The following is a 14,247-nucleotide window of genomic DNA, read 5'->3' on the forward strand; positions in this document are numbered from 1 at the left end:
TAAGCGGTTAGCTAGTAAGCCATAACCCACTTTAATGTCACCACATCGGTATGTTTATCCGATAATGATTTATCAAATTGCTTGTCGAAACCGACTAATTCATCATTGTAGGCTGTCATACTGCCTTGACGTGTATAGGCCAATGTTAAGCTGGATAACGGGTCAATTTGATATTTGTACTTCAGTTGCAGAGATAAATCACTTTCAGAAAAGTCTTCCAGCAGATCGTCAGATACAAGCATCTGCCTATCTTGGATGGTAAACCTGTCGAGCGCATTTGCTTTGATGCCATTCCATTGAATTCGCAGTGTCATTTCGTGCCGTTCTTTAAGTAGATAAAGAAGAGAAACATCCATTTCAAGAAATTCTCGCTCATAGCGCTCTAACCCGCCATCTCCATCACCAATCAGCCAATCATTACTCGATAAGTAAAAAAATGAAGTTGTCAGCGATACCTTGTCAATCCAAGATAATAAAAATGTAGACTCCAATGCGTTTGCCCAACCTTTTAAACCTTCTTGATAAATATTCCAACTCACAATCCATTTATCACCGTCATCGAACAATTGCTGATATAAAAGAAATACATCTTTTTGACTCGGAATTTCAACAGGATCAAAGCCAAAAGAGATAAGGTCGTCGATTCCTTTCAATTTTTCTTCATACGCAATTTCATACTGTGATGCGTCTTCCATGAAAAACAACATGCTCATTCCGTACTCAGGCGCAAGTGACAAACCATCGAAGTTTTCTGATAGAGTTAGCTCAAAATCGCTGTAAACTTCTCTAACGTTTGGCGAAAAATCGTAAAATGAGTAGTCCAGAGATAACTCGAATTGCTTTAAATTACCGCGCTCTAAATAACCAAGATCGTCTAATTCTAACTTATCATCGAGCCACATGAATTGTGCATTGATGTTAAAATCTCTATCTGCAAAATAGCTAAAATCAACAAAACCACCATAACCATTTATGCTTTGATCAGCCATATTGATATGGGAATACAGTAAGTTACCTTTCGTTAACCAATTGTCGGAGGAATTTACAAAATCTATCCCGTGGACATTCGCTTGTCGGTCAAACTCTTGAGCATCAACATATGTAGTCAAGTAGCCAATAGTACCTAGTTCTGTATGGAAATTAGCTCTACCAACAAAAAATTGAGGTCCTTCGACAGTTTTCACATCTTTGTCTATTGCAGCCATGAAGCCAGTATCTAAAGTATCCCCAACATTAATGTACTTGGTTGCAAATGCCAGTCCTCCTTTGCCATTGTCTTTGGTGACACCTATTCGCCGAGTATAAACAAGCATAAAGGCTTCATCGTCATCCTTAACGTCAAATAAGCTGTGGTTTTCGGTAAAGAACTGGCGGTTTTCCTGAAATAAGTTTTCAATGGGAGAAAAATTCGAAACTAAATCATCACTGTCTACTGCACCGTAATCAGGGTTAATAGTAGCCATCACTAATTGATTACTATTGGGCTTATACATGATGTCCACACCAACTGTACTTTTTAGGTCATCAGTAATTGTATTGTAATTACTTGTAAATTGAGGGATGAGTGTTAATAGCCCTTCATCTTTCTCAATGTTGTAGGCCACTTTGTCGAGCTCACCAATAAAGTTGTTTCTGCTCCAATGAGTAAAAGGATATGAGAATTCCACAGCATCTTGTGCGTATATTCGACCAAATGAAATGCCTATTTCCTGGACTTTCTCTTTGTTCGGGGCCGTATAAAGAGCAATAGACCACGGTAGGAATATTTCACTGTACCAATTTTCATCATCTTCGCTCACGGCAAATGACCAAGCGCCATTCCATTCGCTTGAGAACTCATTCCCGTTAATATAAATCCCTTCACCATATCCCTTTCCAAGAGTTACGGTAAATTCGTAGGCTGTTTTACCATCACCCTCAAAGTCAACGACTAGTCGATTGAAATCTGCTCGACTACTTTTGTCTCTTGGTGAATAGATTTTAATACGGCTTTCAGGAGGCTGCTTATTAATAAAAGCCACATACAAGCCTTCTTCTTTGATAAGCAACTTGGCTTCAGTACTATAAGTCGCTGGCACACCAGTATCCGGATCAGTCATTACAAAATGGGCATACGATTTCGCTTGTTGCCATTCTGCTTCTGTCAACGCACCATCAACCTTCATTTCAGCGCAAAGATAAAATGGCAGCATACATCCCCAAAAAAGAATTAGCTTAATCAAGTTAAACGCATACTTCATGCTGGTTCTCCTTGGATGTGTTCATTCGTTCCCTTGATAGTAGTTTGTTGAAAATAGAGAAGTACAGGTAACTTAATCGTTCTAGTTGAGCTACAGCCACAGACTCGTTTACCTGATGGATGGTTTTGTTAGGTAGCCCAACTTCAATTATTTGCGAGCAAATTTCTTTGAAAAAACGTCCATCTGATGTTCCGCCTGACGTAGAAAATGTACAGTCGATATCGAAGTCTTCCTTGATGGCTTTCCTTACAATGTCTTTTAATGAATCAGCGCTAGATGATTCTTCACAGAAATAAGGAACACAACTACGATAGGACTTTATGACATATTCTTCTGTCACTGTGGATACCGCTTTTTCAACCATCTCTTTTATTCTAGGTTCGGTGTATTTATACGAATACCGAATATTTAAACTAATGGAGGCCTTTGAAGGAATCACATTATCCGTCCAATCACCAGAGTCAAAGTGTGTTACTTGTAAACTAGTCCCTGGACAATCTTCATTGCCTTTATCCCAATGGTATTCATTTAAATTACCTATCACTTGGCTCATCAAGTGAATAGCATTAATGCCGTGCGAAGGATAAGCAACATGCGCAGCTTTTCCAGTAATATCAATATCAAAACTGATGGCTCCACGACGCCCTATTTTGACTACGTCACCAATGGTCTGTTTTGCCGTAGGTTCACCCACAATACAATAGTCTAAAACTACTCCTTGGGCTTTTAAGTAATCGACAATAGCCCGAGAGCCATGTTCCGCCTCACCCTCTTCGTCACTTGTGATAAACAACCAGAGTTTACCCTCAAATGTTCTATCGTTGACGAGCAACTCTGCGGCAGCGATAAAGGCTGCAATTCCTCCCTTCATGTCCGCAATTCCTCGACCATACATCACACCATTTTCAATATGTGCCGAATATGGCAGAAATGTCCACTTACTCAAATCGCCAGCCGGCACCACGTCGGTATGCCCACAAAACGCAACATTTGGTCCTTCTCCTTTATCGATAACAGCAATAAAGTTGCTGACATCCTGAGTTTTAAATCGTGTTACTGTTGCCCCCAAGGCTTTAACTTTTTTCTCAAGCCAAGACTGGCAACCGGCATCCGCTGGCGTCACTGATTCGCGCTGGACCAATTCCCTTGCATAATCAACCACGTTGTTATTTAACTTTTCCGCTTTTACAAGCGAAAGTGTTTTAAAAATTTCACTACTCATTTAACTGCTCAATATGAAACACAATAAGCTTTACAAAATTGTGTATCTCTCTAAAAATTATTAAATATGATGACATCATAATGATGGCCTACGGCCGGCTGAAACCGCTGTTTCTCCTTCAGCCAATCCCGACTTGCTAGGTGCAAACTCAGCTCATTGTCTTCTATCAACACAAATTGAACCTTTTTCCCAAAACAATGAACATTACGATAAACTTGGTCGACAAAAGTGCTGAAAATAACGAGTTCAAATGGGTTATATAAAAAAAACACGGTATCTTCCGGTGCAAACTCACATACAAGTATGTTGGCACACTGTATTTCAACGATTTCAGCTTTCACGTCTGACTCGATTATCGACATGTTTTGCTGTGCTATAGCCGCTAAATCGGGCGATAACTCTATGCCAATACAACGTTTAAAAGGCTCTAATGCGGCCAGCGCAATCACTCTTCCTTTACCGCAACCAACATCAATAAAGGTAAATTGGGTTTTATCCAATGCTAATGATGACAATACCTGAGTTACTACTGATGCAGGAGTGGGCACATAGCGAGTATATGAGCTTTGATGGACGTCAGTTTCAGCAATACCCGATGTATCGGTCCCATGCTTATCATCAAATCCCTCAAGCTGGTCAATCTCTACACAGGCCTTTTCAAATGTAGTTCCACAAAACAAAAAGATTACATTCTCAAGCGCATCACCTTTTATGATTGTGATTTTAGCTGCGCCGACAAGGTTATTAATCTCCTCAGCAGAAATAAACTGACCTTTGCTTCGGTTAATCACAAGTTCAGGGGCAAGCTCTATAATATTGTCTACGCTATGTTCTGGGACTCCTTCTGAAAACATTACACAGGTGTCTTCAACGTCAAATGCCCATTGCTTGATGCCAGAAACTATCAAAGTCGATACATTTTTCTCAGGCCAAATCATGAGTGGCATCTTTGTAACTTCTTCTTTAATTTGGGTAAACGCAGCCGCTAATCGTAATTCATTACACATATATGATCTCAAACTCGCATTTATTACTATGCAGTCAAAATTTCCGGTAACAACTCAGTAATGAATTGTGCTTGATCCTCACTGATATCTTCGTCTTCATTCAACGCAGTACGAACATGCGACAAATTTGTATGATTGATAAAGTTTTCAGTAATTGATATACCCGCTTCCACATTTTTGACTTGATGCCAATGGGTACAAGGAGTGAAAATTACATCTCCTGCCTCTTGTTCTGCGTAATAACCTATAGCTTGCTCAAACAAGGGATGTTTTTCTAAATCCGGTTCAAAGCTGTCCACGGCGCCATCGTACAAATAAGCGGATTGGTCTGGACCATAAAATGTCCATTCTTTTTTTCCAGAAATAACGGCGTTCCATGCATGCGTTCCGCATACGTCCAAATGTAGTAATGAACCACTGTTTTTGGGTCCTATGTACATCCAGCGAAGTAGCAGCATCTTTGCATCACCGTGAAGTAATTCATCAGGCAACCGCTCTCGTATCATGCAATCGAAATAACTTGGTACGTCATAATCCTCTACCAGCTCTCGATAATCATGAGAGAACTCCCATGAAGATGCATAAAAAGGGTCTGTTTCGTCAGCACTTTTCATATAATCGATAAATTCACCGAATGGCATCATCTGCGCATTATGTTTATCTGAGGTACGATGGATACGTAGTGGGTGATGACCATAATGCGCTTTGAGAAACTCATCATTCCATTTATTGAGAGCAACCCAGTTTTTTGCACATTTTTTTATGAGAAACGGCTCACATTTCTCCATATATTCAAATACTTGCTCTTTTGATGGTTCTACTAATATGTCAACTTTTTTATAACGTTCTAAGTGGCTCATCTTATTCCTTTGTCACTTAACTATATTTATTCATACTGTGCAGGGCGGTACTATTGATCTTGTTTTATGCCGCCCTGCTTCTATTCAATATTGTCTTTTTATTAGTTGCTTATTTACTAATAGACACTGTGCTAATTTGATTTGCTTTTATTTCAGTATCAGTGAAATACAGCGGTAACAGCGTATTTTTTTCCGCATAAAACTGCGTTTGATCAGCGTAGTGCTGCGACTCCTTTTGTGTTGACTGGGAGTAAGTAAGCAACCCTCTAGCAACAGGGCCTGACTTGTTTAATTCAACAGCCATCATAAAACTTGAGCCATACCGAATGTGGTAACCTTGATCCGTTAAACCAGAATCAAAATACTCTTCACTGAGCGTATCAAGGAGGTAGTTATGATGGTGGTTTTTAAAATAGGTATTGTCCCAACTCCAAACAGAAACCAAGTTAAAACCACCTTCTGCTTCAAGCGCACCAGGCCAGCTAATTTTGTTTCCTGAGCCATTACCGTCAGGATTAGTGCGCTCAACAAACTGCACTTCACGGAGCTCTTTGCCAAGTTCAAAACCAACGTTTTGTAAGTTAAACACTGTGTAGCCAAATGCTCTTAGAACGTTTTCGTCCGTTTTTAAATTACTTGGCGTTATAGCAGGTTGTGCCGGGTCGAATGCCGTTGCAAACATAGTGTCTTTTTCCAGTATGAACGCGAACTCCCTCATAATTAGGCTAGCTTTGCTATCAGGTGTGTAGCGCCCATCCCACGATGCCATCAACTGACATGCTTCTTTGAGATCTACCGAAATAGCGTCATTTAGTTGGACAGGGCCATTCAAATGACCACACATACTGTTGATAGATGACAAGGCAATTTCTGGGAGCAATGCACGATCGGTTGTCATTGCTTGTTCTATCTCAGCCAATGTAAGCTTGTCCCCATCAGATGTCATTTCATCAATTAGCTTTAAACCCATTCTTGTTCGTAAACTTAACGGCTCACGCTCTGTACCATAAAGTGGTGAGAAATTTTCCAGCAAGGTATTTGGGTTGGTCGCCCAATGCGAGTTGTTAGAGTTCTGGACAAATGATGTTGTTTTCAGTTGAGGTGCTGACTCATAAGGCACCGCATTTGAAAATATTAAATCCGAAATATGACCAGGTAAAACTGTCACGCCGTATTCTTTACGAATAGCACTCAACTCTTCGTTATTTTTCAACAATTCGATAGCCATGTCAGATAAGTTTGGCACGGTAGAATCATCGATATATAGTGCTTGGCCGTTAGCATCGCTCAACAGCGTATTATTGAACACAACGCCGTTATACTGTTTGAATGCCGCTTCAGCTTCTTCGATACTGTCTGCACGATTCAAAGCCAACCAGTGATCAAGCAAGTCTAAATTAGTGTCATTGACATCTTTTACAACAAAAAAGCTATCGTCAGTCCAAGGCAAATCTTCATTAACAAGCACAGGTCCTACTTCTGTAAAATATGCATTGCGTTCATATTTAATTGTGCCGTCGTCAGTTTTGACTTCGATCGTGATCGGTTTAACGGTAATAGGTTTAGCTTCACCATCGACTTCGTAGTGCATTTTATCGCCATCTACGGTCGTCATGCGATATAACACCATGTGTTCCGCTTCTGAATAGGTATGTGTCCACGCTAAATTCTGGTTGAACCCAATATTGATCACGCCCGGAAAACCTATCAACGACGCTCCCATTACATCGATTTGATCAGCCACTTTGGCATGAGACTGCCAAAACCTTAACTCGCCAGTGTATGGAAAATGAGGGTTAGCCAATACCATCCCGCCGCCATGTTGACTTAAATCTTTACCGATAGCCCAACCGTTAGAACCAAGTGCAGTACTCACTGAGGCTACTTTTTCAAGACCTGCATAATAAGCACCAGAATGTTTGATTTTGCTATTCAGTTCAGCGTTAGGCTGTGCCGAGTGAAAATCTTCAAGCATGGCTCCTGCACCAGGGAATACCGCAACGCCAAATAGATAGGCTAATACATCGTACTTTTCGATAGGTTTTACCCATTCTTTTTCGGCACACATTTCTGGCAACTGAAATTTGCCTGCATTAACATAATCTAAATACAAGTTATATCCAGACACAAATCCTTCAATAAGCGCTTGACTATCATGACTTAATTTAGACCAACTGCTTTTGGCTTTCTCATGAAGACCTAATACGCGATAGCCAAAATCCTCGATGACACTAACCCCATCGCCCTCTACTTTTTTATCTGGTCCAAAGTATTTGGCTCGCTCACCGCGAACACGAATGTAATTGTCTGCCATCAAACAAATGTTATCTTGTGCTTGAGCGTACGCATTACCGAACCCGAGTCCTCGAAGATCGTTCGCTTTGATATGTGCGACACCATATTTGGTTCGTGTAATCTGCGCATTAAATCCCACTTTTGAGTTTACTATTGCACTGTCTTTGTCTTGTGAGTCACTCTCAGCTAGATTGCCACAAGCCGCCAAAGAAAAGCCGATAAATACGGCCATTGATAATTGATTTAACTTCATGTCCATTCCTTTAAGAAACTTTTAGAAAAGAGTCAAAGTGCTCTCTCGCTTTAAACTGGGATTCAAGTAGAAGTGCCCTAAGCAACCATCTGTCGGTGCCATCGTAGCGAGGCTCATATTCACTGCGCGCATGAATCGTGCGGCGGTTATCAAAAATAAGCAGGTCACCACATCGTAAAGTAATACTTTGTTTATTTTCAGATACGAAGTAGTGCAATTCTCTAAATGCTGCCTTTGCCTCATCGGTTAAACAACGCATGTAAGCGGGATCGTAGACAATCTCAGGATCATCATGCTCACTTAACACTGCAACCTTTTGTTCGCTAGCGCCGTTAGATTTGAAGGTTTTATCAACTTCAATCATGTACTCTGGACGCTTGAGTGCTGCCATGTATTTGCTATCTAAATCAATATCTTTAGCGTGAAACAAATATGTTTGTGCCATCGGATCAGAGCGCAAGCAGAATAAGGAAACCCAGTCAGCTTTGGCGTCATGAAATCCATCTTCTACATGCCATTCTAGAAATTCTTTATTCGTTCCCAGCTGTTCATGCTTATCTTTTTCAACTGGGAATACATCATCGATAAAGTCGAAATTAGACTTTTGCGTAAAGCCGTATATCAGCCCGATTTGAGAGAGCAACACCGACATCAACTTTCTAGCCGTCAATGCCGATTTTTGATGTTGTCCACTGCGTTTCAGAGGCGTATCACCTAAGTCAAAAGAAACAGGCAAGTTTCTCAGCAATAAGTGATTCACTTGTAGCTTTTTTAAATCAAAAATGCGCTTATGAATTGCCGCGGGGAGCATTTGCGATGCGCGCACGCAATGCCAAAAAAACTCTTCAAAGTGGTCGACGCAATATTCAGCACTAACGTTATTTAGCACATCCAAAATGCATTCCAATTCCGACGGCGACAACGCGTAGATTTCGTTACTTGTAACCGCTTTTTCAAGCGGTCGCATTTCAACTAATTCAGTCATTTTTATTATCCTTTTGAACATCCATTTTAAAAATGGAAGCTACTCTCCCATCAGCTGTCGAACAGCTCGAACAAGAAATGTCAAAGCCTCACGCTCTGCCATGCTGAGATCTGGATGCCAGATATCCATCAATAAGCAGATACGTTTCTTATCTGAATGGTTATATGCAGAATGTTCGTAGGAGTAATCAAACAAGAGACAGCGGCCTTCATCCCAGTTTCTTGGTTCGTTTGCGACCACCAATTCACAGTTATCCGGTATTTCGACCGCCAAATGTAAGTTGATTGTGAAATTCCACAAATCACAATGAGGCTTAATAATCGCGCCACCTTTAAGTACAGAAAAATGCACTTCCAAAAGTGGGCAATGCCAGTCTCTTAACTCGTTTTGAAAAATATCCCAAGTAACTGGCACCTGATATTGTGCCTGCTCTACTTGCGCTCCTTTTTGGAACAAGTACAGTGCGTCCCAGTTACTTTGCTGACCAAGATAATGTTTGTATTGACCAATCAACTCGGATTGGCCGTTTATTGCATCATTTACTTCTCGCTTGATATTAGCTGCTTCTTTTTCTAGCCTTGATACCAGCGGATGAATAGCTGGATAATCCTTAATATCGAGCCACGGTGTGGTTGATAACCCGGGTACGATGAATTTTGCCCCCGCTTGTAACGGTTCTCTTTTAGCAAGTAGAGGGTTTAGCATGGCTTCCACACGCTCTAATGAGTCAGCACCATTAATTGATTTTAGCTCTGCGAACTTTTTGTTGATTTCTGGCGTCATGATTAACACTCTCCTTCCAATACAGCTTCACCAATATGTGCATTCGGCATGAATTGTTGCTCTGAAAGCTTTGCGAATTCGATTTTTTCAGCGGTGCCTTCGTCAAATTTGTAAATGTAATCAGCAATGTGGAAGTATCTATCATCATGGCTCACAACTATGATAGTTTTTCCTTCTGCCTTCATTTCTGGTAGTAGCTCGTTGTAAAAGAGTGATCTAAAGAATGGGTCTTGGTCCGCCGCCCACTCGTCGAATAGATAAATAGGTGCATCTTCAACGTATGCCATCAATAGCGCCAATCGCTTACGTTGTCCATGCGACAACTTGCGGGTAGAGAATACGCCGTCCGATACCGTCACTTTATCCTTTAGATCCAGCTTTTCCAGATACTTATTTATCTTTTGATCATCCGCCAGACTACCTTTGCGATTCAATGCAGTATCAAACAAGTAGAAATCTGAATAGATAACGCTATACAGGTTTTTGTAACTTAGCCAAAGCTGTTCTGTAATCACTGTATCGTCAACACGGATTTCACCACTGTGCTTTTCAAATAGTCCTGTCATAACACGGCCAAAAGTTGATTTTCCGCTACCGTTACCACCACAGATGAATACTATATCGCCGCGATTAATCGACAAATCGATCGGCCCTATGGCAAAGTTTCTGTCATTATTAGGGTCGTTATATTCGAATTTAACTTGATTAAAACTAACAGTAGACCAGTTACCCAACATTTCACTGCTTTCCAAGTCAGGTAGTCTTTGAGATTTATTAAGATCTAATTTATCTATTTTTCTTAGGCCGATAAGCCCGCGCGAAATATACTCATAGCTCGATAATGTGAACCCTATTGGCCCAAGTAAGAATGTAATAACAAATACGAATGTAAGAATATCTTGGCTGGTTCCCAATGAAAAATGAGCATGAGAAAAGAGCACTGCACCTAAACAGATAAATAGCAACACCTGTCCCCAGTTTTCACTTAGGTTCCAATAAATCTCAGCTTTAAAGTCCGACTTTCTAATGGTGTCTAGCGTTTTAGCAACACGGTTCTTATAAAAAAACACTTTACGATGTTCATTGTTGTTTAACTCTTTACTACCATCCACCAACGTCTTGAACTGCTCATGCACGCTATCATGATCTTCACGTAGCACTTCGGAATACTTATCAGCTTTGTCGATAAACAATTTCGAGACACCTAGTCCCACAGGAAGCGAGATAATTAGCGCTACAAACAACTCCCAAGAAGTAAAACCCAAGTAGCCTAAACAAATGAGAATAGTCAGCATGTTATAGGTCAACTGCGGCATAATCGACAGACCATTTGAGATATCTTCAACGTCCGTCGTTAGCGTAGCGTGTACACGGTGTCCGCCAATATTATCTAGTGTGACATACGGCGTATTCAGAATACGTTTGACTAGCGCACTCCTTACTTCATACACCACCTTAGTGTTAAGTTTACTTGTCAGGATATTTGCAACAGTACCAATGCCAAACAGTGCAATTATCCCCACTACAAACTTCGCTAGCCATACCCAAATGTCTACGTTATTACTGAGTATCGACTCATCGGTTATGAGTGAGATTAGCCAAATACTCGCAAATGCACTCATTGCTCCCACTGTGGTGTTCAGCGCAATGCGGTATTTGTTCCGTTTTATTATTCCAATTACCATTTTTATTGTTCCTAATAATTCCGATATTAAATTTGTAAAAAGCTGGATTAAAGTTGTTTGTTTCTGAGACAGTATTGCGTCAATAACTTCAAGAGATTGACTACATCTCCCTCATCCAGAATTGAGAAATGAGAACCTTCAATGAACTCAACATTTATTTGGCCATTAGCCCAGTTTGAGATTGCTTGGTGGTGTGCCTTTTTCAATTTTCGACTTGCAAAACTTGTCTCTGCATTGATACAGAGTACGTCGCAATCAACCGCCCTTTCCGGTACATAGTGACGCATTAAATTCATGTGACTCTTAAAGACGCGCTCAATACCTTCGATATCATCACTAGCTAAAGTAGGCATGCTTTCAAGTAGATACTCGAACTCTTTCTCGACATCTATAACTTCATCGCTGTACAGCGTAAACGCAGAGTCAATTAGTACGAGATCTACGCTGTGACCTAAGCTACGCAAGCGATTTGCCAATTCAAAAGCAACACATCCACCAAAAGAAAACCCAGCCAAAAAGAAGTGACCTTCTGCTTGTTCAGCGAGTAATGCTTCAAGGTAGGTATCTACCATGTCCTGCAAACTTTCGAACTGAGTGTCATTAGCAAAACCCGGATCTTCAAACACCTTCAACGAAAGTGACTCTGTTAGGCCACTGGCGAGTCGCCCGAAAGACACTGCTGACATGCCAGCACCTGGTATCAGATACAATGAAGGCAATTGTTTACTTGAATCTCCCACAATGATGTTCGAAGTAGCCGTTTCGGCTCCAAGCAATTGGTCTAAAATATCGCGAATACTGCTGTTATATACAAACCAGCCCAATTGGATAGAGGCATCAAATAAGCGATTAATTTTTGCAACCACTTGAATGGCTAGCAGTGAATTTCCACCAATATCAAAGAAATTTTGGTGCACATCAATCGCTGCTTCAGGCTTGCCAAGCACTTCAGAAAAACACTTACGAATACTCGCTTCTGTGTCATTGGATACACCTACAACTACGGTATTAGTTTGCGTTGCTACTTCCGTAGATAAGCATTTTCTATCTATCTTGCCGTTTGTAGTGACAGCAAACTGATCGACGATCAATATTTCCGACGGTACCATGTATTTTGGCAATGCAGTTTTGATACTTTCGCTTATGTTTTCTTTACACTGACGCTGTTCATTTTCAGCTGACAGCACAGGCTTGATATGGGCGATTAACTGTTTGTTTCCTAGCGTATCGCTTCCAACTACAACCACAGCCATGTCTACCAGTGGCAATTTGTTAATAGCATGCTCAACTTCAAGTGGCTCAACTCTAAAACCGCGTATCTTTACTTGACTATCTGCACGGCTGACAAAGTGAAGATTGCCATCTTCTGACAATTTAACTAGATCTCCCGTTCGATAAAGGCGTTCAAAACCAGGTGTTTTAAATGGGTTTTCGATAAAACATTTGGCCGTTTGCTCCGGCTGATTAATGTAACCACGCGCAACCCCTAAACCAGCAGTATAAAGTTCACCAACAGCGCCTAGCGGTGCGATGTTAAGTTGGCTATCCAATACAAAGTTACGTGTTCCTACAATCGACTTGCCAAGCGGCACAGCCCGCCCTTGCTCGTGTTGTCTTGGAATTTGATAACAAGTCGTAAACGTTGAGTTTTCTGTCGGACCATAACCGTTAAACAATTTAACCTTAGGAGTTGCTCTGTATACGCGCTGAACAGAGGAGGGGTTAACGACATCTCCGCCCGCCATTACCGTGTGCAGGGGCAATGAACTAATATCGCTATGACTCCATAAATCAAATAACGCAGACGTTAGCCAAACAGTATTTACTTGATGCTTGGCGATTTGCGCGTTGATTCCCTCAATGTCAACTGGCTGTGCAGGGTATACAACCACCGTACCGCCATTGAGTAAGGCGCCCCATATCTCTATCACTGATGCGTCAAATGCGGTCGGTGAAACATGCAAAAATACCGTATCAGAATTGAGTTCATAAGCCTGTTTAGCTTTGACTAGTCTTACAACACCTTGATGAGGGATCATCACACCTTTTGGTGTGCCTGTAGATCCCGACGTAAAGTTAATATATGCCAATGACTGGCAGTCTTGATTTACAATGACCGACAGAGGATGATTTGACTGCTTTTCAATCGACTCTTGAACCGCGCACTGCGCCATATTGATGATAGTGACATCCGCTGCATCGCTTAGCGTAATTTCAGAATCTGACAGCAATATGCTGATTTCGCTTTGCTTGACAAGCATACCGATATGTTCAGAAGGGTAAGTGGGATCAATTGGTACATAAGCACCACCTGCCTTCAATGTCGCGAGCAATGCAATGATTTGCATTTCACTGCGAGTCATGCATATGCCAACAAGTTGGTCTGGTTGACAGACCCCTTCATTTCTTAGCGTGTGAGCAAGCTGATTCGACTTTGATTCAAGTTCACGATAGCTATAGCTCTTATGTTCAGTAACCAATGCTATTTGATCTTGGTTTAGGCTTGCTTGATATTCAAAGTGTTGATGAATGAGATTTTTATCAGCAAAACACTCGTCCCCATTATGTAATGAGATAATGGCCTGCTCTTCGCTAGGTGTCATTAGTTTTACTTGTTCCAAACTTTGCTTAGGCTGCGACACGATTTGTTCAGCAACGTAGCAAAAACAACGCGCAAGCTGTTGAAGGCTTTCTTCTTTGAAGAGTGCAGTGTCGTACGTTAAAGCAACTTCACCTTGTTTGTCAGACAATTGTATATCTACACTTAGATCAAATTTTACTTCCTTGGTGTTATTAATAATTGGTGATGCATCAATACCACTATTTTCCAATTCACTTGCGCCATCTACATCAACAGTCAGCATGATTTGAAACAAAGGTGTGAGTGCTATCGTGCGAGGCACATTCAACAGCTCAA

The 14,247-nt window shown here is 41.1% G+C and carries 9 protein-coding genes; all 9 read right to left on the minus strand.

Annotation, left to right across the window (positions count from 1 at the left end):
- Nucleotides 1-11: 11 nt before the first annotated feature.
- Entirely contained in the window at nt 12-2,240 is a 2,229-nt protein-coding gene (locus PULV_RS01575) for a DUF5916 domain-containing protein (RefSeq protein WP_193330728.1), read from the minus strand.
- Nucleotides 2,224-3,462, minus strand: coding sequence for a succinyl-diaminopimelate desuccinylase (gene dapE, locus PULV_RS01580; RefSeq protein ID WP_193330729.1), 1,239 nt, complete (start codon nt 3,460-3,462; stop codon nt 2,224-2,226). The genes PULV_RS01575 and dapE overlap by 17 nt, the downstream gene beginning before the upstream one ends.
- Before the next feature lie 50 nt (nt 3,463-3,512).
- Complete coding sequence (locus PULV_RS01585) at nt 3,513-4,469, minus strand: class I SAM-dependent methyltransferase (protein ID WP_193330730.1); 957 nt, start codon at nt 4,467-4,469, stop codon at nt 3,513-3,515.
- Nucleotides 4,470-4,495: 26 nt separating this feature from the next.
- Nucleotides 4,496-5,329, minus strand: a complete 834-nt coding sequence (locus tag PULV_RS01590) for a cupin-like domain-containing protein (RefSeq protein ID WP_227009333.1) — start codon at nt 5,327-5,329, stop codon at nt 4,496-4,498.
- Nucleotides 5,330-5,438: 109 nt separating this feature from the next.
- Nucleotides 5,439-7,877, minus strand: a complete 2,439-nt coding sequence (locus PULV_RS01595) for an acylase (protein WP_193330731.1) — start codon at nt 7,875-7,877, stop codon at nt 5,439-5,441.
- 10 nt (nt 7,878-7,887) lie between these two features.
- Nucleotides 7,888-8,862 carry a TauD/TfdA family dioxygenase gene (locus PULV_RS01600; protein WP_227009334.1) on the minus strand — a complete coding sequence of 325 codons (975 nt, stop codon included), beginning with the start codon at nt 8,860-8,862 and terminating at the stop codon, nt 7,888-7,890.
- A 39-nt stretch (nt 8,863-8,901) separates the two neighbouring features.
- The gene (locus PULV_RS01605) at nt 8,902-9,645 is read right to left on the minus strand and encodes an aspartyl/asparaginyl beta-hydroxylase domain-containing protein (protein WP_193330732.1); all 744 of its coding nucleotides are present in this window, start codon (nt 9,643-9,645) and stop codon (nt 8,902-8,904) included.
- A 2-nt stretch (nt 9,646-9,647) separates the two neighbouring features.
- A complete protein-coding gene (locus PULV_RS01610; RefSeq protein ID WP_193330733.1) occupies nt 9,648-11,330 on the minus strand; it encodes a cyclic peptide export ABC transporter in 1,683 nt (560 codons plus the stop codon).
- A 47-nt stretch (nt 11,331-11,377) separates the two neighbouring features.
- On the minus strand, nt 11,378-14,247 hold a 2,870-nt coding region (locus tag PULV_RS01615), incomplete at its 5' end, for a non-ribosomal peptide synthetase (protein ID WP_227009335.1).

Origin of the sequence: Pseudoalteromonas ulvae UL12, from assembly GCF_014925405.1 — a bacterium.
In the GTDB taxonomy this organism is placed as follows: domain Bacteria; phylum Pseudomonadota; class Gammaproteobacteria; order Enterobacterales; family Alteromonadaceae; genus Pseudoalteromonas; species Pseudoalteromonas ulvae.

Coding starts and splice junctions, on each gene's coding strand:
- PULV_RS01575 (WP_193330728.1), bottom strand. CDS start 2,240: ATGAAGTATGCGTTTAACTTGATTAAGCTAATTCTTTTTTGGGGATGT.
- PULV_RS01595 (WP_193330731.1), bottom strand. CDS start 7,877: ATGAAGTTAAATCAATTATCAATGGCCGTATTTATCGGCTTTTCTTTG.
- PULV_RS01605 (WP_193330732.1), bottom strand. CDS start 9,645: ATGACGCCAGAAATCAACAAAAAGTTCGCAGAGCTAAAATCAATTAAT.
- PULV_RS01610 (WP_193330733.1), bottom strand. CDS start 11,330: ATGGTAATTGGAATAATAAAACGGAACAAATACCGCATTGCGCTGAAC.
- dapE (WP_193330729.1), bottom strand. CDS start 3,462: ATGAGTAGTGAAATTTTTAAAACACTTTCGCTTGTAAAAGCGGAAAAG.
- PULV_RS01590 (WP_227009333.1), bottom strand. CDS start 5,329: ATGAGCCACTTAGAACGTTATAAAAAAGTTGACATATTAGTAGAACCA.
- PULV_RS01585 (WP_193330730.1), bottom strand. CDS start 4,469: ATGTGTAATGAATTACGATTAGCGGCTGCGTTTACCCAAATTAAAGAA.
- PULV_RS01600 (WP_227009334.1), bottom strand. CDS start 8,862: ATGACTGAATTAGTTGAAATGCGACCGCTTGAAAAAGCGGTTACAAGT.